The 24,137-nt window shown below is 46.7% G+C and carries 26 protein-coding genes; 17 read left to right on the forward strand and 9 right to left on the reverse strand.

The window, feature by feature from the left end:
* The first annotated feature begins 215 nt into the window (after positions 1-215).
* The 7 genes from SB724_RS10195 to bacF all read left to right on the forward strand — a co-directional run bounded on the left by SB724_RS10195 (position 216) and on the right by bacF (position 7,513).
* Positions 216-1,454 carry an MFS transporter gene (locus SB724_RS10195; RefSeq protein WP_108725258.1) on the forward strand — a complete coding sequence of 413 codons (1,239 nt, stop codon included), beginning with the start codon at positions 216-218 and terminating at the stop codon, positions 1,452-1,454.
* 160 nt (positions 1,455-1,614) lie between these two features.
* A complete protein-coding gene (locus tag SB724_RS10200; RefSeq protein ID WP_032875842.1) occupies positions 1,615-2,229 on the forward strand; it encodes a bacilysin biosynthesis protein BacA in 615 nt (204 codons plus the stop codon).
* A complete protein-coding gene (bacB, locus tag SB724_RS10205) occupies positions 2,219-2,929 on the forward strand; it encodes a 3-((4R)-4-hydroxycyclohexa-1,5-dien-1-yl)-2-oxopropanoate isomerase (protein ID WP_410571004.1) in 711 nt (236 codons plus the stop codon). Before SB724_RS10200 ends, bacB begins: the two co-directional genes overlap by 11 nt.
* Positions 2,926-3,687: a dihydroanticapsin 7-dehydrogenase gene (gene bacC, locus SB724_RS10210; RefSeq protein ID WP_044802445.1), complete on the forward strand. Its 762-nt coding sequence runs from the start codon at positions 2,926-2,928 to the stop codon at positions 3,685-3,687. Before bacB ends, bacC begins: the two co-directional genes overlap by 4 nt.
* Before the next feature lie 17 nt (positions 3,688-3,704).
* Positions 3,705-5,123 (forward strand): alanine--anticapsin ligase, encoded by a 1,419-nt coding sequence (gene bacD / locus SB724_RS10215; RefSeq protein WP_265972691.1) that lies wholly within the window; start codon positions 3,705-3,707, stop codon positions 5,121-5,123.
* Entirely contained in the window at positions 5,120-6,301 is a 1,182-nt protein-coding gene (bacE, locus tag SB724_RS10220) for a bacilysin exporter BacE (RefSeq protein WP_007407671.1), read from the forward strand. Before bacD ends, bacE begins: the two co-directional genes overlap by 4 nt.
* 12 nt (positions 6,302-6,313) lie before the next feature.
* On the forward strand, positions 6,314-7,513 hold the full coding sequence (gene bacF / locus SB724_RS10225) for a transaminase BacF (RefSeq protein ID WP_410571007.1): 1,200 nt from the start codon (positions 6,314-6,316) through the stop codon (positions 7,511-7,513).
* Between the two features lie 16 nt (positions 7,514-7,529).
* Here bacF and bacG read toward each other — a convergent pair whose 3' ends face one another.
* Positions 7,530-8,309 (reverse strand): NADPH-dependent reductase BacG, encoded by a 780-nt coding sequence (bacG, locus tag SB724_RS10230; RefSeq protein ID WP_410571009.1) that lies wholly within the window; start codon positions 8,307-8,309, stop codon positions 7,530-7,532.
* 119 nt (positions 8,310-8,428) lie between these two features.
* On the reverse strand, positions 8,429-9,193 hold the full coding sequence (gene hemQ, locus SB724_RS10235; protein WP_003151011.1) for a hydrogen peroxide-dependent heme synthase: 765 nt from the start codon (positions 9,191-9,193) through the stop codon (positions 8,429-8,431).
* Between the two features lie 257 nt (positions 9,194-9,450).
* On the opposite strand from hemQ, the gene pta reads away from it, so the two are divergent.
* Positions 9,451-10,422, forward strand: a complete 972-nt coding sequence (gene pta, locus SB724_RS10240; protein ID WP_003151012.1) for a phosphate acetyltransferase — start codon at positions 9,451-9,453, stop codon at positions 10,420-10,422.
* A gap of 36 nt (positions 10,423-10,458) precedes the next feature.
* On the opposite strand, the gene SB724_RS10245 is transcribed toward pta, so the two are convergent.
* Positions 10,459-11,436 carry a YeiH family protein gene (locus tag SB724_RS10245; protein WP_410571011.1) on the reverse strand — a complete coding sequence of 326 codons (978 nt, stop codon included), beginning with the start codon at positions 11,434-11,436 and terminating at the stop codon, positions 10,459-10,461.
* 115 nt (positions 11,437-11,551) lie between these two features.
* On the opposite strand from SB724_RS10245, the gene cysL reads away from it, so the two are divergent.
* From cysL to SB724_RS10275, 6 genes are all read left to right on the forward strand, one after another.
* A complete protein-coding gene (gene cysL / locus SB724_RS10250) occupies positions 11,552-12,451 on the forward strand; it encodes a cysJI operon transcriptional regulator CysL (RefSeq protein ID WP_007407666.1) in 900 nt (299 codons plus the stop codon).
* A 46-nt stretch (positions 12,452-12,497) separates the two neighbouring features.
* Positions 12,498-13,361 (forward strand): octanoyl-[GcvH]:protein N-octanoyltransferase, encoded by an 864-nt coding sequence (lipL, locus tag SB724_RS10255; RefSeq protein WP_265972694.1) that lies wholly within the window; start codon positions 12,498-12,500, stop codon positions 13,359-13,361.
* Positions 13,362-13,513: 152 nt separating this feature from the next.
* Positions 13,514-13,693, forward strand: a complete 180-nt coding sequence (locus SB724_RS10260) for a hypothetical protein (RefSeq protein ID WP_003151018.1) — start codon at positions 13,514-13,516, stop codon at positions 13,691-13,693.
* A 48-nt stretch (positions 13,694-13,741) separates the two neighbouring features.
* On the forward strand, positions 13,742-14,665 hold the full coding sequence (locus SB724_RS10265; protein ID WP_265972695.1) for a DUF6895 family protein: 924 nt from the start codon (positions 13,742-13,744) through the stop codon (positions 14,663-14,665).
* Complete coding sequence (locus tag SB724_RS10270; protein ID WP_265972696.1) at positions 14,634-15,431, forward strand: hypothetical protein; 798 nt, start codon at positions 14,634-14,636, stop codon at positions 15,429-15,431. The genes SB724_RS10265 and SB724_RS10270 overlap by 32 nt, the downstream gene beginning before the upstream one ends.
* Complete coding sequence (locus SB724_RS10275; protein WP_265972697.1) at positions 15,422-16,258, forward strand: hypothetical protein; 837 nt, start codon at positions 15,422-15,424, stop codon at positions 16,256-16,258. The genes SB724_RS10270 and SB724_RS10275 overlap by 10 nt, the downstream gene beginning before the upstream one ends.
* On the opposite strand, the gene SB724_RS10280 is transcribed toward SB724_RS10275, so the two are convergent.
* From SB724_RS10280 to SB724_RS10300, 5 genes are all read right to left on the reverse strand, one after another.
* A complete protein-coding gene (locus SB724_RS10280; protein WP_410571015.1) occupies positions 16,248-17,201 on the reverse strand; it encodes an ABC transporter permease subunit in 954 nt (317 codons plus the stop codon). The two genes, SB724_RS10275 and SB724_RS10280, sit on opposite strands and share 11 nt — an antisense overlap.
* Positions 17,198-18,118 carry an ATP-binding cassette domain-containing protein gene (locus tag SB724_RS10285; RefSeq protein WP_044802454.1) on the reverse strand — a complete coding sequence of 307 codons (921 nt, stop codon included), beginning with the start codon at positions 18,116-18,118 and terminating at the stop codon, positions 17,198-17,200. Before SB724_RS10285 ends, SB724_RS10280 begins: the two co-directional genes overlap by 4 nt.
* A gap of 97 nt (positions 18,119-18,215) precedes the next feature.
* Complete coding sequence (locus SB724_RS10290) at positions 18,216-18,770, reverse strand: HAAS signaling domain-containing protein (protein ID WP_265972699.1); 555 nt, start codon at positions 18,768-18,770, stop codon at positions 18,216-18,218.
* A complete protein-coding gene (locus SB724_RS10295) occupies positions 18,771-19,085 on the reverse strand; it encodes a PadR family transcriptional regulator (protein ID WP_007614461.1) in 315 nt (104 codons plus the stop codon).
* 261 nt (positions 19,086-19,346) lie between these two features.
* Positions 19,347-20,120 carry an RsfA family transcriptional regulator gene (locus SB724_RS10300; RefSeq protein WP_012118695.1) on the reverse strand — a complete coding sequence of 258 codons (774 nt, stop codon included), beginning with the start codon at positions 20,118-20,120 and terminating at the stop codon, positions 19,347-19,349.
* 202 nt (positions 20,121-20,322) lie between these two features.
* Between SB724_RS10300 and SB724_RS10305 the strand changes: the two genes are divergently transcribed.
* The 3 genes from SB724_RS10305 (at position 20,323) to SB724_RS10315 (ending at position 22,548) form a co-directional block, all read left to right on the forward strand.
* Positions 20,323-20,547: a YuzB family protein gene (locus SB724_RS10305; RefSeq protein WP_003151034.1), complete on the forward strand. Its 225-nt coding sequence runs from the start codon at positions 20,323-20,325 to the stop codon at positions 20,545-20,547.
* A gap of 159 nt (positions 20,548-20,706) precedes the next feature.
* Positions 20,707-22,008: an HD domain-containing protein gene (locus SB724_RS10310; RefSeq protein ID WP_003151035.1), complete on the forward strand. Its 1,302-nt coding sequence runs from the start codon at positions 20,707-20,709 to the stop codon at positions 22,006-22,008.
* 39 nt (positions 22,009-22,047) lie between these two features.
* Positions 22,048-22,548, forward strand: coding sequence for a YwgA family protein (locus tag SB724_RS10315; RefSeq protein WP_007407653.1), 501 nt, complete (start codon positions 22,048-22,050; stop codon positions 22,546-22,548).
* A 64-nt stretch (positions 22,549-22,612) separates the two neighbouring features.
* Here SB724_RS10315 and SB724_RS10320 read toward each other — a convergent pair whose 3' ends face one another.
* Positions 22,613-23,992: an amino acid permease gene (locus SB724_RS10320; RefSeq protein ID WP_038460224.1), complete on the reverse strand. Its 1,380-nt coding sequence runs from the start codon at positions 23,990-23,992 to the stop codon at positions 22,613-22,615.
* Between the last annotated feature and the right edge of the window lie 145 nt (positions 23,993-24,137).

A 24,137-nucleotide genomic window follows, 5' to 3' on the forward strand; every position in this document is an offset into this window, starting at 1 on the left:
CCCCCACCTTAACAAATGATTCTATCACTATAGCATAACCGGACGGCGTATTTTATATCATTTATTGAATACAAACTAAATATTTTATTTAAAATCTGAATGTAAATAAAAAATTGGAATTAGTTTTCATGTGAAATGTAAAATGAAATATAAGGATGCTAAACTATAAAACAACAAAAGGTAGAAAAGTTTTACGGAAGAGGTGTTCATAGAGCATGAACAGCAAACAAACCGATCACATCGAAACGAAACGCCGATTTCCGATCTGTCTCGCGCTTGCTTTGACATTAGGCGTATTTGCCGCCGGTTCTGAAGAGCTGGTGATTTCTCCGCTGCTTCCGGATTTAGCGCGGGCTTTCAGCTCGGATGTCAGTGTGCTGGCGCTTTCCATCAGTATTTACGGAGTGATGATTTTTATCGGGGCGCCGCTTCTCGTTCCGCTGGGAGATAAATATTCCCGGGAGCTCAGCCTGATGGCGGGGCTGCTTATATTTACGGCCGGCACGGTGATCTGCGCGCTGGCGCACAATCTCTTTTTCTTCTTTCTGGGCAGGGCGCTTTCCGGGCTTGCGGCGGGTGCGTTTGTGCCGACAGCTTATGCGGTGGTCGGCGACCGTGTGCCTTATGCGTACCGCGGCAAGGTGATGGGTCTGATCGTGTCAAGCTGGTCGCTCGCTTTGATTTTCGGCGTTCCGATCGGCTCTTTTATCGGCGGCGTTTTGAATTGGCGGTGGACGTTTTGGATTTTCGCTCTGATGTCTGTCCTCGTTGCTTCGCTCATTTTCATTGAGGCGCGCCGCAGCACGGCGGATGGGGATAAAACAGAAGAGGAAAACGGACGGCAGGCAGGCACTTTCCGGGATGCGCTGAAGGTGCCACGTGTCCCTGTATACCTCACGATCACTTTTTGCAACATGATCGGTTTTTACGGCATGTATTCATTTCTCGGCACCTATCTTCACCGCGTGCTGCCGGGGGGAAATACAGCTTCAGGGCTGCTGATCATGGTGTACGGAATCGGTTTTTCCATGAGCGTGTTCACCGGAAAAATCGCAGATAAGGCGGGGAAAATGCGCTCTTTGATCGCGGCATTGGCCGTGATCAGCATATGGCTTTCCTGTCTCGCCTATGCGCCGTCATCAATGCCGTTTTTGGTCATCGGGTTATTCGTCTGGGGATTGATGCAAAGCCTGACGGTGACCTTGCTCAGCACCATTTTAAGTGATTGCTCACAGAGCCGCCGGGGCAAAATCATGGCATTTTACAGCCTGGCGTCTAATTTGGCCGTCACCTTGGGTTCTGCTGTCATGGGTCCGGTCTATGTCGGATACGGATATGCAGCTGTCGGATTTATCTGTGCGGCCGTTACCCTCATCGGCTTTGTCCTCAGCGTTTTCGCATACAGAAGGTATGGGAAATATGAGCATCAGGCCGACCAATCATTGTATCGGTAAAATAAAGTTTCTATAATTTTATAAATGTTAATTTTAACACCCTATGTCATAGGGTGTTTTCTAATATATAGGAATAATTATCAATATTTTCAAATAATATTGACAGCTTGAACATCTATGGATAATATTTACTTAAAATTTAACAGATTGGTTGGTGCTCATGATTATATTGGATAATAGCATTCAAACAAAAAGCAAGGCTTATTCAATATCTAAACTGATTACGATCAACACGCTCGGTCCTGAAGGGACAAGCAGTGAGTACGCAGCAAAAAACTTTATCACCAATTTTACCCTTCTCCAAGGGGTGAACAGCAAATTATCACTGCATGATACATTTGAATCGTGCATTGAAAAAACGCTTCAAAGTCCGCTGGAATACACAATTGTGCCTCACGCGTATGACGGCATTAAGCACTTCTACATGAGACCGGATCTGCAGCTTCTGCAAATTTTCAGGTGCGACACCCCGATGTACGGCCTGGCTGTCCGGCCCGGTTTTGAATATACAGATGACATGCTTGAACAGGCTGTCATCGTATCCCACCCGTCTCCTATCAATTTGATTAAGTATTTTACCCGTAAAGATGTCACGTTTGATCTGGTGAACTCGACGAGCGCAGCCGCGAAAAGAGTGAAGGACGGTTTGTCCGACATCGCGCTGACAAATGAGCTGGCCAGACAAAAGTACGGCCTTCACTTTGTCAAAACATTTAAAAGCATTCCCATGAGCTGGTCATTATTCGGAAAAGGAGAGATTCATGATGAAAACTGAACAAGATTTGCAGGAACTTTATTTCCCGACGCCTAAATTAATAGAATGGGATAACGGAGTAAGACAATATTCGTCCGTCAGAGGAGATACGGAAGTTCTGCTTTCTTACGTTCCGCCGCATACAAACGTGGAACCGCATCAGCATAGGGAAGTCCAAATCGGCCTTGTCGTTTCCGGCGAGCTGTCCATGACTGTCGGAGATGTCACAAGAAAGATGACAGCGCTGGAATCAGCCTATATCGCGCCTCCTAACGTGCCTCACGGCGCAAGAAATGAGACGGATCAAGAAGTGATCGCCATTGATATCAAACGCCTGAAAGCCGGTGAAACCTACACAAGCCCCGAGGACTATTTTTTGAATATTTTTAAAACGAGAGACTTATTGCCTGGGATGGAAGTCACGTTCTTCGTGGAAGACTGGGTGGAAATCATGCTTGCCAACATTCCGGGCAACGGGGGAGAAATGCCGTTCCATAAACACCGCAATGAACAGATCGGCATCTGCATCGGCGGCGGCTATGATATGACCATTGAAGGCTGCAAAGTGGATATGACATTCGGCACAGCTTATTTCTGCGATCCGAGAGAAGATCACGGCGCCATCAACAGATTTGAAAAAGATTCAAAATCAGTCAATATCTTTTTCCCTCCGCGCTATAACAGAGCAAAAGCGAAAAAATTAGAGGCGAAAGAGTCATGAACCTGACGGATAAAACCGTCCTCATCACAGGGGGCGCATCAGGCATCGGTTATGCCGCGGTTCAGGCGTTTCTGAATCAGCAGGCGAATGTGGTCGTCGCGGATATTGATGAGGCGCAGGGAGAAGCGATGATCCGGAAAGAAAACAATGACAGGCTGCATTTTGTCCGGACGGATATTACAGATGAACCGGCATGTCAAAACGCCATCCGGTCAGCGGCGGACAAGTTCGGCGGATTGGACGTGTTAATCAATAACGCCGGCATCGAAATTGTCGCCCCGATTCATGAGATGGAGCTGAGCGATTGGAACAAGGTGCTCAACGTCAATCTGACGGGTATGTTTCTTATGAGCAAGCACGCGCTCAAGTATATGCTCAAAAGCGGCAAGGGCAATATCATTAACACGTGCTCCGTCGGAGGAGTCGTTGCATGGCCCGACATTCCCGCGTATAACGCCTCTAAAGGCGGCGTATTGCAGCTGACGCGTTCGATGGCCGTCGATTACGCCAAACACAACATCCGCGTCAATTGCGTGTGCCCGGGAATCATTGACACACCTTTGAATGAAAAGTCGTTCCTTGAAAACAACGAAGGCACGCTTGAAGAAATCAAAAAAGAAAAAGCGAAAGTCAATCCGCTGCTGAGACTCGGCAAGCCTGAAGAAATAGCGAACGTCATGCTGTTTCTCGCGTCGGATTTATCAAGCTATATGACCGGAAGCGCGATCACCGCAGACGGTGGATACACCGCACAATAGAGAAGGAGTGTTTACATATGGAGAGAAAAACAGTATTGGTTATCGCTGACCTTGGGGGATGCCCGCCGCATATGTTTTACAAAAGCGCAGCCGAAAAATACAACCTCGTCAGCTTTATTCCAAGGCCTTTTGCAATTACAGCCTCTCATGCGGCATTAATTGAAAAATACTCGGTTGCGGTCATAAAAGATAAAGACTATTTTAAGAGTCTGGCTGATTTTGAGCATCCCGATTCGATTTACTGGGCTCATGAAGATCATGACAAACCTGAGGAAGAAGTAGTCGAAGAAATCGTCAAGGCGGCCGGCATGTTCGCGGTTGACGCCATTACGACCAACAATGAACTGTTTATCGCTCCGATGGCAAAAGCGTGTGAACGTCTCGGCCTGCGGGGAGCGGGCGTACAGGCCGCTGAAAATGCCAGAGATAAAAACAAAATGAGAGCCGCCTTCAACCGGGCCGGCGTCAAATCCATCAAAAACAAACGGGTGACGACGCTGGAAGATTTCCGCGCCGCGCTTCAGGAAATTGGAACGCCGCTCATTCTGAAGCCTACATATCTGGCGAGCTCCATCGGCGTGACGCTCATCAAAGAGATGGAAACGGCCGAAGCCGAATTTAACAGAGTCAATGAATACCTGAAGTCGATCAACGTACCGAAAGCGGTCACGTTTGAAGCGCCGTTTATCGCGGAAGAATTTTTGCAGGGCGAGTATGACGACTGGTACGAAACAAGCGGTTATTCCGACTATATCAGCATAGAAGGCATCATGGCCGACGGAGAATACTTCCCTGTCGCGATTCATGATAAAACACCGCAAATCGGATTCACGGAGACATCGCATATTACGCCGTCCATCCTGGATGATGACGCGAAGCGGAAAATCGTCGAAGCAGCCAAAAAGGCGAATGAAGGACTCGGCCTCGAAAACTGCGCAACACATACAGAGATTAAATTAATGAAAAACCGGGAAGCCGGACTGATTGAATCAGCGGCACGATTTGCGGGCTGGAACATGATTCCGAATATTAAAAAGGTCTTCGGCGTCGATATGGCGCAGCTGTTATTGGATGTTCTCTGTTTCGGAAAAGAAGCCGATCTGCCGAAAGGGTTATTGGAGCAGGAGCCATGCTATGTCGCCGACTGCCACTTGTATCCTCAGCATTTCAAAGAGAACGGCCAGCTGCCTGAGACGGCTGTCGATTTCGTCATTGAAAGCATTGACATTCCCGACGGCGTCTTAAAGGGAGACACCGAAATCGTTTCTTTCTCAGCGGCCGAAGCGGGTACATCCGTGGATCTGCGGCTGTTCGAAGCGTTCAACAGCATTGCGGCGTTTGAGCTGAAAGGAAGCAATTCGGGTGACGTGGCCGAATCAATCAAACAAATTCAGCAGCAGGCGAAGCTGACTGCAAAGTATGCGTTACCGGTATGAAACAGCTGAAACCGAACTCTAAGTATTTGCTTTTCGGGCAGGCGCTTTCGTTTATGGGAGACTATTGCGTTCTCCCGGCCCTGCTCATTTTGTCTACATACTATCACGACTACTGGGTGACGTCCGGCGTCATCGCGGTCCGCAGTATTCCGATGGTGTTTCAGCCGTTTTTAGGCGTGCTCGTGGACCGGCTTGACAGGGTGAAAATCATGCTGTGGACGGATGTGATCAGAGGCGTCATCTTTTTGGGGCTGACATTTCTCCCGAAAGGCGAATATCCGCTGCTTTTTCTGGCGCTGCTGTTTGTTTCTTACGGAAGCGGCGTGTTTTTTAACCCGGCACGTCTCGCGGTCATGTCGTCTTTAGAAGCTGATATTAAAAATATCAACACTTTGTTTGCAAAAGCCACGACGATTTCGATTATTGTCGGCGCTGCAGCCGGCGGACTTTTTCTGTTAGGCGGTTCTGTGGAGCTTGCCGTCGCGTTTAACGGGGTGACCTATCTTGTCTCCGCGTTTTTCATCAGCCGCATTAAGCTTCAATACGTGCCGATTCAGTCAGAAAACGTGAGAGAAGCTTTTCAGTCGTTTAAAGAAGGCCTGAAGGAAATCAAAACAAATGCTTTTGTGTTAAACGCCATGTTCACGATGATTACGATGGCGCTTTTGTGGGGTGTCGTCTACAGCTATTTCCCGATTGTGAGCCGCTTTTTAGGCGACGGGGAAATCGGCAATTTCATCCTGACGTTCTGCATCGGCTTCGGCGGCTTTATCGGCGCCGCTCTTGTCAGCAAATGGGGCTTTAACAACAATAAAGGGCTGATGTATTTTACAGTGTTATCGATTGTCTCGCTTGCGCTGTTTTTGTTTACCCCGATTTTCGCCGTGTCAGTCATTGCCGCCATTCTTTTCTTTATCGCAATGGAATACGGTGAGGTGCTGGCGAAGGTCAAAGTTCAGGAGAACGCGGCGAACCAGATTCAGGGCCGGATTTTTTCGGTGGCGGAGGCCTCCATCGGATTGTGCATCGCCGTCGGTTCCATGCTGATCAACATTGTAGACGCGGCAGTCATCATGGCGTTTATCGTCCTTTTGGTCAGCGGACTGTTTCTGCATACAAAACTGGTCAATAAATCCTTTTCAGAACGGAATAACGAATCAGAGCAAATTCATTTATAAGGAGCCTTTCAGATGGAAATCATACCGTCCGACGTCATCAAGACACTTCCGAAACAGGAATTTTCGCTCGTTTTTCAAAAGGTAAAAGAGATGGAGGAAACGGGAGCCCAGATCATTAATCTCGGCCAGGGGAATCCCGATCTCCCCACTCCGCCGCATATCGTTGAAACATTGCGGGAGGCTGCGCTGAATCCTTCGTATCACGGATACGGCCCGTTCAGAGGCTATCCGTTTCTGAAAGAAGCCATCGCGGAATTTTATGAGAGAGAGTACGGGGTATCGGTCAATCCGGAGACAGAAGTCGCGCTGTTCGGCGGAGGGAAAGCTGGTTTGTACGTTTTGACGCAATGCCTGCTGAACCCCGGCGATATCGCCTTAGTTCCGAACCCCGGCTACCCTGAGTATTTATCGGGCATTACAATGGCCAGAGCGGAGCTGCATGAGATGCCGCTTCATCCGGAAAACGGCTATCTGCCGGATTTTGAGCGGATTGATCCCGCCGTCCTGAAAAAAGCCAAGCTGATGTTTTTGAATTACCCGAATAACCCGACGGGCGCAACTTCGGATCAGGCGTTTTATGAAAAAGCGGCTGCGTTTGCAAAAAAACATGACATCCACCTTATTCACGATTTTGCATACGGCGCGTTCGAATTTGATCAGAACCCGGCCAGCTTTCTTCAGGCGAAAGAAGCGAAAACGGTCGGCGCGGAGCTTTATTCATTTTCGAAAACCTTCAATATGGCAGGCTGGAGAATGGCATTTGCCGTGGGGAATGAGAAAATCATTCAGGCGGTCAATGAGTTTCAGGATCACGTCTTCGTCGGCATGTTCGGCGGTCTTCAGCAGGCGGCAGCGGCGGCGCTGTCAGGAAATCCTGAGCATACGGAGCGTCTGAAGCGCACATATAAAGAACGAATTGACTTTTTCACGGCGTTATGTGAAAAGGAATTAGGCTGGAGCATTGAAAAACCGAAAGGGACTTTTTATGTCTGGGCTGAAATTCCGAATGAATTCGAGTCCTCACACCAGTTTTCGGACTATCTGCTGGAGCATGCCCATGTTGTCGTGACGCCCGGCGAGATTTTCGGCAGCGGCGGAAAGCGTTATGTCAGAATATCAATGGTGGCCAAGCAGGGCGATTTGAGGGAATTCGTGCTGCGGATTCAAAAGCTCGGTTTGTCCTTTCCTTCATTACAAGAAACATCCCGCTGAGAGCGGGATGTTTTTATTATATGCTTTTCATGCTGCCGCCGTCGGCTGACACTTGCTGCCCGGTAATATAAGAGGCTTCTTCAGAGGCAAGAAAGGCAGCCAGCGCCGCGGTTTCTTCCGCAGTTCCGACACGCTTCATCGGGACGCCTGAGGCAATCCGTTCTTCCGCTTCCGCTTTAGAAATGCCGTTTTGCTTCATGACATTCTTCACGAATTGGTGATAACGGTCTGTGGCGATAAATCCGGGATTCAGACAGTTGACAGTAATGTGAAAAGGCGCAAGCTGAATGGCGATGTTTTTGCTGGCATTAATTAAAGCGGCGTTCATCATGCTGTTGGTAAACATATTGGCGCCGGGTTCTTTCCATAGGTTTCCGACGATATTAATGATTCTGCCGAATTCGTGCTGTTTCATGATTGCTGCGGCTGTTTTCATAGAGTCGATATAAGCGATTGTTTTATTCGTAAAGGTATTTGTCATATCCTCTATATCGCAGTTTTCAAAAGTATCCGGCGAGCCGCCCGGAATGTTGTTGATCAATACATCAAGCCGTCCGCATTGTGATCTGATCTCTTCAAAAATGCCGGCTCTTGTCTTCTGGTCCGACATATCGCCGGCCAGAACGGTGACGACCGCATCCGGATGTTTGGCGAGGATCTCTTCTTTTACCGATTCGATATTTTCGGGAACTCGTGAATTAATGACGGTATGAAAGCCATTGTCCGCCAGTTTCAGAGCGATCGCTTTGCCGATCCCCTGACTGGCTCCCATAATAAATGCGGTTCGTTTTGACAACTGTCTGCACCCCTTTACCAAAATGGAATCTCCTTTACATCGTAAAAAAAAATGATAAAAATAGCAAATTTTATTTAAATTCTGACAAATAAAAAACCCGCCGGACAGGCGGGTGGGTGTTACACGTGCAAAAACTTCGGAAGCGTGTCGAGAGACAAGCGGTTTCCGACAAAAAATGAACCGAATTCGCCGTAGCGCGCGCTGACTTCATCAAAGCGCATTTCGTAAACAAGTTTTTTGAACTGAAGCACATCATCGCTGAAGAGCGTGACGCCCCATTCGTAATCGTCAAAACCGACAGATCCCGTGATAATCTGTTTGACTTTGCCGGCATAGCTCCGTCCGATCAAGCCGTGGCTTCTCATCAGATTTCTGCGTTCATCCATAGAAAGCATGTACCAGTTGTCATTGCCGCTTCTTCTTTTATCCATCGGATAGAAGCAGACGTATTTCGCTTCAGGCAGCTCAGGATACAGGCGGGCGCGGACATGCGGATTTTCATACGGATCGCCTTCTCCGCTTGCGAGGTAGTTGCTCAGCTCAACCACGGACACGTAAGAGTAAGCCGGGATTGTAAATTCAGCAAGCTTTGATTTGTTAAATTCAAGCTCGATTTCGTTCAGCTCTTCCATTGTCGGGCGAAGAATCATCAGCATAAAATCAGCTTTCTGTCCGACGATGCTGTAGATGGTTTGCGAGCCTTTGCCTTCTTTTTGGGCGACGCCCCATTTTTCAAGCAGTCCCGTAAATTCGTGAATAATCGACAGGCGCTCATCGCTGGATAACATCTTCCATGACGTCCAGTCCATTGTGCGGAAATCGTGAAGCGCGTACCAGCCGTCAAGCGTTTGGGCGGCTTCGTTCGTTTTTTGCTGCTCACTCATGTATCTTCACTCCTATATCTATTCATTGATGCCTTCACTATATCACAGTTTAACCGTTTCGGCTGTGGAGAAACCTTGAATAATCCGAAGCCTTGTGTCAGAAAATAAGCCGTGAAACAAACCGTCAATTAAATTAGTTAGAAAAATAAGATTTCTTTTTGAAAGCGCTATAATAGAAGTTGCTTATTTGAATTTAGCTGGAAGAAGAGTATGCTGTAAAAGTAAGCGTTTTTTGTCAACATAGAGGAGGGTATATCGTGGCAGATTTATTTACAAAAGTACAAGAAAAAGTCGCAGGAAAAGATGTGAAAATCGTATTTCCTGAAGGGTTGGACGAACGTATCCTGGTTGCGGTCAACAACTTGGCGGGCAACAAGGTATTAAAGCCGATCGTAGTCGGCAATAAAGAAGACATTCAAGCAAAAGCGAAAGAATTAAACCTTACGCTTGACGGCGTGGACATTTTTGACCCGCATACATATGAAGGCATGGAAGAACTCGTTCAGGCTTTCGTAGAACGCCGCAAAGGCAAAGCGACGGAAGAACAAGCCCGCAAAGCTTTGCTGGACGAAAACTATTTCGGCACGATGCTTGTGTACAAAGGTCTCGCAGACGGACTTGTCAGCGGAGCTGCACATTCTACTGCTGATACGGTGCGCCCTGCACTGCAAATCATCAAAACAAAAGAAGGCGTGAAAAAAACATCAGGCGTCTTCATCATGGCCCGCGGTGACGAGCAGTATGTGTTCGCTGATTGCGCGATCAACATTGCTCCTGACAGCCAGGACCTTGCCGAAATCGCCATTGAAAGCGCCAATACGGCTCAAATGTTTGACATTGACCCGCGCGTTGCCATGCTCAGCTTCTCTACAAAAGGATCGGCGAAATCAGACGAGACGGACAAAGTGGCTGAAGCCGTGAAAATTGCGAAGGAAAAAGCGCCTGAGCTTACGCTGGACGGCGAATTCCAATTCGACGCTGCATTTGTGCCGTCTGTCGCGGAGAAAAAAGCGCCGGACTCCGACATTAAAGGAGACGCGAATGTATTTGTATTCCCAAGCCTTGAAGCAGGTAACATCGGCTACAAAATCGCTCAGCGCTTAGGCGGCTTCGAAGCGGTCGGACCGATTCTGCAAGGATTGAATATGCCTGTAAACGATCTTTCCAGAGGATGTAATGCGGAAGACGTCTACAATCTTGCGTTAATTACGGCTGCTCAAGCGCTGTAATGCGCAAAAGCCGGTCTTTACGAGGACCGGCTTTTTTTATAGAAAGAACGCCACTGCGGCCCAGCCGAACAGGGACAAACAGAGAGAACCGATCAAGCCTGCTGCGAGCGCCCGCCAGCCGTTATGACGAAATGCCGATATATGGACTTTCAAACCGAGACCCGCCATCGCCATGCCGATTAAAACATAAGACACTTGAACAAGAAACGCGGAAAACGAGGCTGAAATAACGCCTGATGTATGGATGGCGCTCATTCCGAGAAATCCGAAGATAAACCAAGGGATGGGGAGCGAAGCGGCAGAAGCCGTCTCTGACTTTCCGCTGCGGCGCGCCCGCATTCCGAGCATGAATGCGGCCGGGACGAGCAGCGCGACCCGGATCAGTTTGACGATCACCGCCATCTCGACGGCTGCTTTTCCTCCGGCGCTGCCGGCCGCCGCCGCATGCGCCACCTCGTGAAGCGTTGCCCCGCAAAAGGCTCCGTAAGCCGCAGGAGAAAAGCCCAATCCATGATAAGCAAGAGAATATACAACAGTAAAAACGGTTCCTAATAACGAAACGGCGGCCGCGCTGATGGCGGCTGCATTTTCATTTGATCTGATCTGCGGCGCGATCGCGGCAATGGCAGCCGCTCCGCAGATCGCTGTGCCGCAGGCTGTCAGCGTGCTGAGTGTCTGATCTATAAGGAATAGCCGGGACAGTCCGTATACAACGGCACCCGCAAACATCATACAGCAGACGGCAATTGCAAATACGTGCCAGCCCGCATGATAGATATCCGCCAGATTCAGTCTCATGCCAAGCAGGATGATGCCTGCTTTCAGCAAGTATTTGCTTGAGAACGCGATCTCCGGCTCTAATGCCGCCCGCTGTCCGAATACGGCGCGCCAAAGCATGCCGATCAGCATTGCAAGGACAAGCATTCCGAGCATTTGCAAAAACGGCAGGCGGCTGATATAGAAAGCCGCAAACGCAATTCCTGCGGTAACTGAAACACCCTTTACCATCTTCATCTCAGTCACTTCCCATTATCTTGATAACTCCACTTTACTGCGGTCTTAATCATTAGTAAAATATATTTATATGATCTAAACGATTAGGAAAAATAATGATTAGGGGCGATGCTTTTTGTATTATGGTGAACTGAAAACATTCATTGCCGTCGTGGAAGAAAAAAACTTTACAAAGGCGGCGCAGAAGCTGATGATTTCTCAGCCGAGCGTCAGCCTCCACATTAAAAACCTGGAGAAAGAATTTCAAACCGCTTTGCTGAACCGCTCTCCGAAGCACTTTACGACTACGCCGACGGGGGACATTCTCTATCAGCGCGCCAAGCAGATGGTCTTTTTGTACGAACAGGCCAAATCCGAAATTTACGCCCATCATCATTATGTCAAAGGGAAGCTCAAAATCGCCGCGAGTTTTACCATCGGCGAATATATTCTGCCGCCGCTTCTCGCAAAGCTCCATAACGAGTATCCCGAGCTGAACCTGGACGTCATGATCGGAAACACGGAGGAGGTCAGCGAAGCGGTTCGGATGCTTCAAGCCGATATCGGATTAATTGAAGGGCATACGGGGAAAAACGAGCTCGACATTCAGCCGTTTATGGAGGATGAATTGTGCATTGCCGCACCGAACGGACACCCGCTCGCCGGCAGAAAAAACATCCCGGCTGCCGAATTGCAGAATCAAGCGTGGGTGACGAGGGAGAAGGGTTCGGGAACGAGGGAATATTTAGACCACGTCCTTCAATCAAACGGACTGCGGCCGAAATCCATGATGACGATCAGCAGCAACCAGGGCGTCAAAGAAGCCGTGATCAGCGGAATGGGTCTTTCCGTTCTGTCAAAAAGCGTGCTGCAAAAGGATCTGCTTCACGGCAGCATTTCCGTGCTTGAGATAAAAGGATTCTCCTTAAAACGGAAACTGTCTATCATCCAATCTTCCATTATGGAGAACACAAAAAACAAAGAAATCTTCATCGCACTTTTGAAAAGCCAATTTCAATCATCTCAAGCGGAGTGATATAATAAATGCATGGAAAGCCTATGACGAAAGGGATTTAATATAGATGGGAAAGCAACCGATTGATTTACTGATGCAGCCGAGCTGGAGAATCATTGACCAATCCAGCCTCGGCCCTTATTTTGATGCGAAGCAGTCATTCGCAATGGATGATACGCTGTGCGCCTCCGTAGGCAAAGGGGAATCGCCTGCGACGGCACGCTCCTGGGTGCACCACCGGACAATCGTGCTCGGCATTCAGGACACGCGCCTGCCGTTTTTAGAGGACGGCGTGAAATTGCTGGAGGACGAAGGCTACCGTGTCATTGTCCGCAATTCCGGAGGCCTCGCCGTCGTACTGGACGAAGGCGTATTGAATATCTCGCTTATTTTTGAAGATGAGAAAAAAGGCATCGACATCGACAGAGGCTACGAGGCGATGACAGAGCTGGTGCGGCGGATGCTGCGTCCGCATAATGCCGAAATTAAAGCATATGAAATTAAAGGATCGTACTGTCCGGGCAGCTACGATCTCAGCATCGGCGGCCGAAAATTCGCGGGAATCTCACAAAGGCGCCTGCGGGGCGGAACCGCGGTTCAGATTTACCTCTGCGCCGATAAAAGCGGAAGCGAACGCGCCGATCTGATCAGACGTTTCTATCAAGCCGCTTTAAAAGACAAAAGCAACGATACAAAAGGCGTATATCCCGATATCCGGCCCGAAACGATGGCTTCATTAAGCGAATTGCTGCAAACAGACATTACCGTGCAGGACTTAATGCTGGCGCTTTTGACCGAACTGAAGGAACTCAGCGGCCGCCTGTATGCAGCCGGATTATCGCCGGAAGAAGAGAAGGTATTTGAAAAAAATCTGACCCGAATGCTGGAACGGAATGAGAAGGTGTTCGGCACGCAGGAAAGCTTGGACTAAGTCCGGGCTTTTTTTGTTTTTGGTAATTATATACTATTTAGTTATAGTGAAAAAGAAGTGTTATACCAAAACTAGTTTACATTATATACCTTATTTGATTAATATATTTATGTAGGTTCCAAATAATTCTATAAACTGAAGGAGATGGAGATATGAACTTTAAAAAAATAAAAGAAGAAAAAAGAATCACAATCCCGACACATTTGTTAGCCGGAGATGCGGAACAATCAGGCAATTCTTTCGCTTGGAGCGGCTGGGTGCTTGTAGTGCCGAGCCAAGAAGACAATCAAAACCCGAATTTGAATTTCTCTGATTTAGCCGCTCAAAAATAGGATAATCACTGTTTGGAGCCTACACATCTGAGACGAGGCGGTGAGAGTTTGACACAAGAGTATATAAGAGAAATTAAGCGGGGAGCGCTGTCATGGATTGTTAAAAATATCCATTATTTTGATATGAATCATAAAGTAGCGAATGATTTCAGGTGGCGCCTTAAAACATTTATAGAACTCATTTTTCTTATCAATTACCTGATCAGAAATCAGGCAGATGATAAGGAAGTTGCTGTTTTAACGGAGTTTATTACAGAAAGGCTCCATAATGATCAGCTTGAAGAATTTATTCATTTTGATCCGGACGGTCTCGCCGGATTGGCTATTGCGGGTGAATTTCTTACCTTGACTGATCATCCGTCACGGGCTTCGGTGATATGGGAGCTGGAAAAATTCACGGCAGCACGTTTTGATTGCAGCCTTGCTAAAATTCCCTTTCGGAAAATGGATCTGAAGTACAGTCTGCAAAGAGCAGGCGTAACCTCGGAAATAACGGATTTTTCTGACTTATATCACTACACAGCAGCTGGTCAGGATGTCCCAAATACATATATGACGGATCATGATGCGTACAGTATCACTCATACGATTTTTTATATAACAGACATGGGATGTTCTTCGCTTACGGATAAAGAGTATCATCTGCCGTCCTTAAAAGAAAAGGTCCTGAAATTTCTCGGGATCTATATCTGTCTTGAGAATTTAGATATTACCAGTGAATTATTGATGTGCAGCTCTTTTTTACATATCGACATGGATAAGGATAACCATAAACCGCTCTATGAAGCAGCCTGGAATAAAATCTATCAGGGCCGAATGAAAGAGGGGAATGTCCCGAGCATCACCTATCAACATAAACCCGGTTTGAAAGGTGAACAGCGAAGAGAAGATGTGTTTAAACATTGCTATCATACAACACTTGTCGCCGCGGGTGCCGCGCATGCCTGTCTTAGAGCAGAAAGGAACGATTAACTTGAATAGATTAGCTGAAGAGACAGATCAATTTTTATTATCTTTTGCTGAACAATCGCTTCCGGATCAAAAGAGCATTCAGCTGTTTGCCGGCTTCTGCAAGTACTACAGGAAGACGAGCCATTCTTCCGCTGTAAAAGAACATACTGAAAGGATTGCCTCCGCTTTCGTTGATAAGTCATGCTGGGAAGATCTGTTTCGCTGTAACACGGCCATTGTCAATGAGTTGATTCATATCTATTTAACGGCAAAAGCTTATAAAAAGAAGCAGGGAATGGATTCGGATGATCAGGTCATACGTCACGGATTGCAAAACGGCTATCTTATAAAAAAAGAATGGCCTTATTTTAAATACGCCGAATTCGTCGGTTTGCTGAGCGAGCTGGGAATGTCAACTGACCATGAAAAAGTGCGCTTTTACAAGAATTCGATGTTTCAGCCTTTGCTCCATGACGCGTGGAAAAGAACCGCTGAAAACGAGCTGGAGTTTGTCGAGTACTGTCTTCTTCATTTAGATCAGGGAGAGCATCTGCTTCATCCCGGCTTGAAGGCTTCCATTCAAAAATGGCTTGTGTTTTGTCTCGGCAGCCGAAAAATGAAACAGCTGTGCAATATGTTATTTATCCAATCGTGTATCGATCCATTTTTTTATGGCTGTCAAGCGGCTCTTCATCATATAAATAACGAGAATCCATCCATTCATTGTGCTCCGGCTCTTCTGCCGGCGATTGAGATTCTGAATCTGGAGTGTGGAACATGCGGATAGTCAAGGAACATTTTAATATAAAAAAAACAGAAGAATGGCTGCTGGGTTTTTGGAAGAACCTTCAGCTGCAGCCGGAAGAGATGGAAGCAGATGATCTCATGCACCTGTTTTGCGGTTTAGCGGCATGTCATCACTTTGAAAAAAGAAAGGATACAGAAGAAGTCATTCTATTCTTAGACCGTTATTTTGGAGAAAAAACGCACGAATGCCATCCGGTCCTGTTCGCGTATGCGTATCATGTGTACCGCAGGATAGATGCCGCAAAAAGCATCTTTTTTCATAACGGACTTGAACAAATGGTCCGCGGTTTACAAGAGGAACTGAAATCAGAGCCTTCCTCTATGATCCTCATGGTGTTAGGGGCTTATTTTGGGGCGGTGACTCCGGAAGAACTGATCGTGTTCTTAGAAACCGGGATGAAACGTGAGGCCGATTTGCTCATGGCACCGGGCGGCATCCAGGAAGAACAGGCGGATGCCCTTTATGCCGTCTCTTATTTGCAAATGAAAGAATTGCAGCCTTTTCTCACGGAATGGTACAAAACATCAGACTTTGCTTTTTCAGGTTTAATGTTAGCCGAGTGCAGAAAGTATCACATTGACGCCGTTGCAAAATACACAGCCATTATGAAATTTCTCCAATTCGATGAGGCGCTTTTTATACGGGAAGGGCGGGAATTTCTACGCTTTCAGCAGCGAAGCAGCGGGAGCTTCGGTTATTTGAATCCATTAGCGATGGACCAAGGGGCGGTCAGCGGCAAATTGCTGGAACTTCAATATTTCCTGCCGTCCGCTCATTATGCCGCCGCCTCTCTGTCTATGCTGTAATGTCTCTCTTTTGAAAGACGGAAAAAGAAATCAATAAACAAATAAGAATGTAGATCGCTATAACCGTCACGGAATAGGGGATGTTTAACGTTGAAATCGCATCACCCGCGCTTTTATTTACATAAGCAACGAGATTTAAATGCGGAAAGAGCGTAAATTTGTACCATGTAAATTGGGCAAGCAAATCAGTTCCGCCCAATATACTGCCGGCAAACAGCAGTAAAATGGATAAGCAAAGGGAGAGCGCCTGGCTTTTGAACAATACTGACAAAGTGAACGTAATGGTGACAATGCTTATAATTGATATGAAACGCAAAAGCAGAATGATTCCGGATGCTTTGATTGAACTGATGGTATACAGACTGTCATTTAAATGAGTATAGACGAGCGGATATGAAGCATTGGAAAAACCGAATAACACGCCGCCGATCAGCAAACAGCTCACACAGTAAAATAAGTAAACCATGCCGGTAAACAGAAGAGACGCCAGAAATTTCGATGTTAAAATCCGCCATCTTCGGTTCGGGCTTGTAGCGATAAACTTAATCGTCCCAAGGGCAAACTCTTTAGAAACAACCCCGCTGACGGTTAAAATCGCGGTTAAGCTGACGAAAATCTCAAGCCCGTTTGAAGTAACCGTGCCGAAAAACCTCCAGCCGTTCCATTCATAAGGGTTGATGTTATGCTCCAAATAATAGTCTTTATTCTTAACATCAGCAGAATAATAAACTCCTGTCGTTTCAGCCGGTTTATTAATTTCTTCCTGTTTTTTTTCGGCGAGAAGCCGTTCTTTCCAATTGTTATCCGAGGAAGCATCTAACTCATGATTCATAATAAGGCCGGCCAGCAAAACGATGAGAAACAGGAAAAAAAGAGATAAAAGTGTGCCTTTTTTTCGGGTTATTTTTATGAATTCGTTCTGCGCCAGATGAAATATGCTCATACCGCGTCCTCCTGATCTGTAATCATCATGTATTTCTCTTCCAATGACAAAGTCCTTGCAGAAACGCGGGAAATCAGAATCTCTTTCTCTGCCAAAGATTTAATGACATACGGGATGGTATCTTCTTCCGCTTCCAATTCAATGATGCGGCTGTCTTTTTGCTGTACTTGAAGAATACCTTCCTGCTCTAATATTTCTTTCGCCCTTGCCGGATGATCGACCGTGACGGTAAACAGCTTTTTCTGACCAAGGTCATGTCTGTTCTTCATGTCTTCAATTCCTAAAATCCGTCCCTTTTTAATATAGGCAACCCTATCACAAATTTCCTCCATTTCCGACAATAAATGGCTTGATAATAAAATAGAAACCCCTTGCTTCGCTAAATCGGAAAGAATGGTGCGCAATTCTTTCATTCCTTTAGGATCGAGGCCGTTCATCGGTTCATCCAGAATTAATAATCCGGGATTGTGAAGAAGAGAATAAGCGAGCCCCAAGCGCTGTTTCATGCCTAATGAGAAATGTTTCACTTTTTTGCGGGCAGCCTGCTCCAATCCGACTTTTGCAAGGGTATTCATAAGCTCATCCGTTCGCAGCGAGCTGCTGCGCAGTTTAGTAAAATATTTTAGGTTTTGCAAAGCGGTCATATTCGGATACATATCCGGGCCTTCAATGATAACCCCGATATGTCTCATAAAATATTCAAAGTCGCTGTCCGGTCTGCCTCTGAATGAAATGGCTCCTTCTGTTTTTTTAATAAGCTGTACGATCATTCTGAAAATAGTGGTTTTTCCTGAGCCGTTCGGCCCTAAAAGGCCGAATATCTCACCTTTTCTCACATCGAAAGAAATTGACTGTACAATAGGGGTATGATTGATTGTTTTAGAGACATCTTTTAATATCAGGGCTGGTTCAGTCATGATATTTGCACACCTTCCTTATGATTTAGGGTAAAAGCCGTCAAAACCGAAGAACATGCTTCCGATCAGGCCGGCAACGATTAAAATGAGAGCAATGCTATACCACATTTTTCGATTCAATGGTTTCCCTCCTTACAACGCCGACATTCCATTTGAAATAGCGCAAAAAGATGCGGAATATCAGTTTCGAAAGATCAAATCCGGCCATAAACACCGCCATACCCGCTCCAAGAACCATACATCCGTTAAAAATGGCTGTTACAATCGGCACTTTTACAAGGAGAAAGAATGATCCGGTCATCAGCATCAGGCCGATCGCCATCAAACTTAACACCGCAACAGAGGCAAAAAGAAACGGTGTCAGCATAAACATGAAGTTGAACATGCCCATCCCCAGCATCAGGCCGAATGCTTTGAAAAAGGAGCGCCATGTTTTCTGCTCCTCGGCATCACTGATGAAAATATCCGCTTTTAAGGCGCGCGCAAGTGTTTTGGGGTTTCCTAAATTGCCGGCGATTTGTTCATCGCTTTTTCCTTCAGCGCCGCCCATTTGGAATATTTCGCCGATATCGGCGAGTATCTCTTTTTGCTCACGTTCCGGCAGATCTTTTATTTCCCGCCGGAGATGTTTTAAATATTGGTCTTTACACATTCATTTTCCCTCCTTAATGATGCTGTTCACTTTTTCGGACAGGTCAAGCCATTCCGATTTTAATGTTTGATGATAAAAGGCGCCTTCTTCTGTTACTTTGTAATATTTGCGTGATGGGCCTTGATCGGAAGCTGCTGTATACGTTTTTAGGTAGTTATTTTTTGTGAGTCTTCGTAATATGGGGTAGATGGTGCCCTCCGATACAGGGAACGTTTCACTTATGATCTTGATTAATTCATAACCATATAAATCTTCATAAAGAAGCAGGGATAACACACAAAGTTCCAATGCTCCTTTTCGTAATTGGCTACTCATTTACTATCATTCCCATCATATCTAATAATTGTATTCTCTATACAGTGTATTGCACAGTAGCTAATCGATCAATAATTCCCAAGAACCATTTGGGATGAGGAATTGAATCTTTATGCTTATGTGTGGGCGGGGGACCGAGATGCGCACCCCTTGCGGGAAGAAGGCCTCCTGAACAATGTTTACATTAATATAGATCAGGATGCGCGTCATTGACAAATGGCAAAAACCCCTTTTTCCATGACAAGGAAAGGGGTTTTTCCATTATTCGGCCATTTTTTCTAAATTGCCGTTCCGGTCCATTTTAAAGGACGGAGAGGCATGTTCGTCGTCTTCAAATAAAACTAGTTTTCTGGCTCTGTTCATAATTTTCACCAAGGTTTCGTAGTCTTCCTGAATGGTTTTTTGATCTTTTTCAAGCTTTTCGACGGCCGCTTCCAGCTGCTCGGTTTTAGACTGAAGTTCTTGGTTTTCCCGTTTTAAACGGTCATTTTCCATTTGCAGGGCGGAAGTTTGCTTTCCGCTGCCTTCATAGCTCTGCAGAAATTGAATGACATCTGCCATTGTGAGCTCCGCCTTTTGGCTCGGCTGCTGAGGCGCCAGCAAATGTGATAAACTAGCTAACTCTTCCTTGAAGCTTTCATCGACATAAGGCATATGTTCGCCGGACATGACGGCTTGCCGATCCTCTTTTGGCGCTTCCGTTTGAACCGTCTCTTCGGCTGCGGTTTCCTGCATGATGTCCGCATCCGGTGCAGGCGGCTGGTATAATAGTTTCTTCTTGGCCGGCTGGCCGTTTCCGAGCGCGCGCATCCGCTGTTTCCGCTGTTTTTTGGCGAGCTGAAGCGCTTTTTCGTATTGATGGCGGACGACGGCATTCCATCTGAAACCGCACGCTGCCGACGTTCTGTTTAATTTATCGCCTACCTCTTCAAAGGCGTTCAGCTGCGTGCTTCCTTCCCGAACGTGACGGAGCACGGTTTCCGCGAGCAGCAGGTCGTTTTCCTCTGACCAGGCGTCCTGTCTTTGTTTTGTCAATGTTCTCAACCCCCAATATCTTTGATGGTATTAGAATGTCCAGATTGGAAAATATTTATACAAATTGGCTGAAAGAATGAGAGATACGCAGAGCCTTGCAGGATAAGATGAATCCTTGTACAATGAGATGTGATGTGATTTTTTTCTTTTTTAAAATTAAGATTTAACATAGAGGAACATTGAATGAAGGGAAGCGTACATCATGGCTAATGAATTCCGAGTGTGTGATGATTGCCAGGCCACCAATATTAAGACTTTGCTGCCGCGTTTGAAAGAAGCTGACCCGGATGCAAAAGTGGAGGTCGGATGTCAGTCATATTGCGGGCCCGGACGCAAAAAATCGTTTGCTTTCGTAAACAACCGCCCGCTGTCGGCGCCGACTGAGGACGAGCTGATTGAGAAAGTGAAAAAGAAGATCAAAAAGTAAATGTGTATTTTACGACAGCCTCGCCCGATGGGTCAGGCTTTTTTGCTTCAAAAAATCAATGTCGGAAAACTGGAACAAAACGCCGGACAAATTCAAGGATGTTTTCAAATTACAGAGCCGATATAATAGAATCACGGCTAAAAAAAAGAGGGAATGACGATGGCGTATCCAAACGGAAAATTATCAGAAGAAAAAGTGTTTAAAGATCCCGTTCACCGCTATGTTCATGTGCGGGACAAGCTGATCTGGGATTTGATCGGCACCCGTGAATTTCAGCGGCTGCGCCGGATCAAACAGCTCGGTACGACGTATTTGACGTTTCACGGCGCGGAACACAGCCGTTTTAACCATTCTCTCGGCGTCTATGAGATTGTCAGACGAATGGTTGATGATGTTTTTAAAGGGCGTCCTGAATGGGATGACAATGAACGCGAACTCTGTCTCAGCGCTGCGCTTTTGCACGATTTGGGACATGGGCCGTTTTCGCATTCCTTTGAAAAGGTTTTTCATCTGGATCATGAAGACTATACGAGGGAAATCATTCTCGGCGACACCGAGGTGAATCAGGTTCTCAGAAAGGCGGGACCGGGATTTCCGCAGGATGTTGCCGAAGTCATTGCCAAAACATACAAAAACAAACAGGTGGTCAGCCTGATTTCGAGCCAGATTGACGCCGACAGGATGGATTACCTTCAGCGGGACGCATACTATACGGGCGTCAGCTACGGACATTTTGATATGGAACGGATTTTAAGGGTGATGCGTCCGCGTGAGGACCAGATCGTCATTAAGCAAAGCGGCATGCACGCCGTCGAAGACTATATTATGAGCCGCTATCAAATGTACTGGCAGGTGTATTTTCACCCCGTGACGAGAAGCGCTGAAGTCATTTTGACGAAAATTCTCCACCGTGCGAAGCAGCTCCATGAAGAAGGGTATATATTCACTCATGCTCCCGTTCATTTTTATTCCATTTTTGAAGGGAAGCTGACGCTTGCGGATTATCTGAAGCTTGATGAAGCCATCATTTTATATTATTTCCAGGCTTGGGAGGAAGAAGAGGACCCGATTCTGTCCGACTTGTGCCGCCGCTTCATTAACCGCCAGCTGTTTCAATATGCCGAATTTAACCCCAACGAGGAAATGTCGGCTTATTTTGAACTGACCGCTCTGTTTAAAGAGGCGGGAATTGATCCCAATTACTATTTAGTGGTCGATTCTTCATCGGATCTGCCGTATGATTTTTATCGGCCGGGTGAAGAGGAGGAGCGTCTTCCGATTCACCTGTTAACGCAGAACGGCCAGATCAAAGAGCTGTCCAGGCAGTCCGCCATTGTCGAATCCATTTCGGGCAAACGCCGGACGGATCATAAGCTCTACTATCCGATGGACCTCATTTGTGACGATTCAGAAAACCCTGAAGCAAAATTAAAAATCCGGCAGCTGCTGGGACTGACATAGAAGGATTTTGGTAAAGAAGGAAAAGGAGATGTCGGGAATTTGTTGAAAGAACATGCAAAACTGATGAAGGTGTTCTCGGATTCTGGAGAAATCATCGGGCGGAAAAAGCTGCAGAAAATCATTTATATCGCGAAGAAAATGCAGTATCCTTTCTACGAAAAATATGATTTTCATTTTTACGGCCCGTATTCCGAAGAACTGACGCTTCGAATTGAAGAGCTGTGCAATCTTGGGTTTCTGGATGAGGTGAAGGAAAAAAAGGGCGGCTACTTTCAATACCGGTACTCGCTGACGGAGACGGGAGCCGAGTTTTTACATCATGCGGAGCTTACGATGCCGGATATGAAGAAGTACATCGACAGCGTCAACAGCCGCTCATCCAGGTTTCTGGAGCTGGTGTCTACGATTTTGTATTTTGACGGCCTTGAAGCTGAGGAAAAGAAAGAGAAAGTGTTTACGATAAAAAGCAAACAGAAATATACAGATGAAGAATATGATGAGGCGCTTCACTACATAGAAGAGCTGAAACACATTTGTTAAAGGCGATGGCTTTCGTCTTTTTTGATGAAAAAACCAGGCCGCGATAAAGCGGGCCTGGTTTTGTTTATTGTCTCAATTTGCTGTGCTTGTACGAATATAAAAAGTAAACGATGACGCCGATGATCAGCCAGACGGCAAAATAAAGCCACGTTTTCAGCGGCAGATTGACCATTAAAAACAAACAGCAGATAATGGCCAAAATCGGCAGTACTGGTACAAAAGGCACTTTAAATCCCCGCGGCAGATCCTTATGGGTGCGGCGCAGAATCAGCACGGACAGACTGACCATGGCAAATGTCAAAAGCGCGCCGATATTTGAGAGATCTGACAGCTCTTTCAGATCAACAAAACCCGCGATGCAGGCGCTGATCAGTCCGATCAGCCACGTATTAAAGATCGGAGCTCCCGATTTCTTTCCGACAATGGTAAAGACTTTCGGCAGCATTCCGTCTCTTGCCATCGCAAAAGATATACGGGTCGCCGCATATGTATGGGCGAGAACGACGGCCATCAGTCCGATCACCGCACCGGCAGCGATAACGCCCGCCACCGCGTTTTGTCCTACAGTCTGTAACACATAAGACATGGCTTCCGGCACATTAAGCTGTGAATACGGAACCATACCCGTCATGACGAGACAGACGATGACGTATACAAATGTACAGATCACCAGTGAACCGATAATACCGATCGGCAGGTTGCGCTGCGGTTTTTTGACTTCTTCAGCCGAAGCGGAAATCGCGTCAAATCCGAGAAACGCAAAAAAGACGGCAGAAGCCCCCGTAATGACGCCTTTGATTCCAAAAGGCATAAAAGGATGCCAATTGCCCGGCTTTACAAAAAAGCTTCCTGTGATGATAAACAGCAAAACAATTCCGATTTTTACGAGAACCATTATATTATTAAAGGTTTTGCTCTCTTTGGAGCCGCGTGACAGAACGACGGCAATTAATAGAGTAATGATGATGGCAGGAAGGTTGACGATGCCCCCCTGGCTCGGCACGTGCAGCAGACTTTCCGGCAAAGGCATGCCGATTTCGGCTAACAGATTATTAAAATAACTTGACCAGCCGCTTGCCACCGCCGACGCCGTCACCATATAAACGGATAAGAGCGTCCAGCCCATTAAATGGCCGACAATTTCTCCCATGGTGGTATAAGAGTAAATATAGGCGCTTCCGTAAACCGGGAGAACAGAAGCGATTTCGGCATAACATAATGCTGCAAGGCTGCAGACAACGGCTGCAATGATAAAAGAAAAGATTACGGAAGGCCCGGCATTTTTCGCGGCCGTAATGCCTGTAAGAACCATGACGCCCGTCCCGATGACGGCGCCGATGCCCAGTAAAGTTAAATCAAATCCACCCATCGTTTTGGCAGTCTGCCTGTTTCTGCTTTGTTCAAGCAGCTGGGTGATGTCTTTTTTTTGTAGGATATTCCGCAACACGCATCCCTCCATCCAAAAGCAAAAGCCAAGAGGGGCTCTTTGGCTTTTACCCGTGTCACATCTTCTGTGTAATCGACAATCCTGTGTTCTGTTTCCCCGTCTGTTCCGTTTCTTTTCCAGTCATATTGTCTGCCGCATCCGA

Origin of the sequence: Bacillus sp. SIMBA_031 (genome assembly GCF_046535225.1) — a bacterium.
GTDB classification, from domain to species: Bacteria; Bacillota; Bacilli; order Bacillales; family Bacillaceae; genus Bacillus; species Bacillus velezensis.

Coding starts and splice junctions, on each gene's coding strand:
- SB724_RS10245 (WP_410571011.1), bottom strand. CDS start 11,436: ATGAAGATGGTAAAGGGTGTTTCAGTTACCGCAGGAATTGCGTTTGCG.
- SB724_RS10290 (WP_265972699.1), bottom strand. CDS start 18,770: ATGTGTAAAGACCAATATTTAAAACATCTCCGGCGGGAAATAAAAGAT.
- SB724_RS10260 (WP_003151018.1), top strand. CDS start 13,514: ATGAACTTTAAAAAAATAAAAGAAGAAAAAAGAATCACAATCCCGACA.
- bacF (WP_410571007.1), top strand. CDS start 6,314: ATGGAAATCATACCGTCCGACGTCATCAAGACACTTCCGAAACAGGAA.
- SB724_RS10270 (WP_265972696.1), top strand. CDS start 14,634: ATGCCTGTCTTAGAGCAGAAAGGAACGATTAACTTGAATAGATTAGCT.
- bacB (WP_410571004.1), top strand. CDS start 2,219: ATGAAAACTGAACAAGATTTGCAGGAACTTTATTTCCCGACGCCTAAA.
- bacE (WP_007407671.1), top strand. CDS start 5,120: ATGAAACAGCTGAAACCGAACTCTAAGTATTTGCTTTTCGGGCAGGCG.
- SB724_RS10280 (WP_410571015.1), bottom strand. CDS start 17,201: ATGAGCATATTTCATCTGGCGCAGAACGAATTCATAAAAATAACCCGA.
- SB724_RS10195 (WP_108725258.1), top strand. CDS start 216: ATGAACAGCAAACAAACCGATCACATCGAAACGAAACGCCGATTTCCG.
- hemQ (WP_003151011.1), bottom strand. CDS start 9,193: ATGAGTGAGCAGCAAAAAACGAACGAAGCCGCCCAAACGCTTGACGGC.
- lipL (WP_265972694.1), top strand. CDS start 12,498: ATGGGAAAGCAACCGATTGATTTACTGATGCAGCCGAGCTGGAGAATC.
- SB724_RS10305 (WP_003151034.1), top strand. CDS start 20,323: ATGGCTAATGAATTCCGAGTGTGTGATGATTGCCAGGCCACCAATATT.
- SB724_RS10285 (WP_044802454.1), bottom strand. CDS start 18,118: ATGACTGAACCAGCCCTGATATTAAAAGATGTCTCTAAAACAATCAAT.
- SB724_RS10275 (WP_265972697.1), top strand. CDS start 15,422: ATGCGGATAGTCAAGGAACATTTTAATATAAAAAAAACAGAAGAATGG.
- bacD (WP_265972691.1), top strand. CDS start 3,705: ATGGAGAGAAAAACAGTATTGGTTATCGCTGACCTTGGGGGATGCCCG.
- SB724_RS10200 (WP_032875842.1), top strand. CDS start 1,615: ATGATTATATTGGATAATAGCATTCAAACAAAAAGCAAGGCTTATTCA.
- SB724_RS10295 (WP_007614461.1), bottom strand. CDS start 19,085: ATGAGTAGCCAATTACGAAAAGGAGCATTGGAACTTTGTGTGTTATCC.
- SB724_RS10310 (WP_003151035.1), top strand. CDS start 20,707: ATGGCGTATCCAAACGGAAAATTATCAGAAGAAAAAGTGTTTAAAGAT.
- bacC (WP_044802445.1), top strand. CDS start 2,926: ATGAACCTGACGGATAAAACCGTCCTCATCACAGGGGGCGCATCAGGC.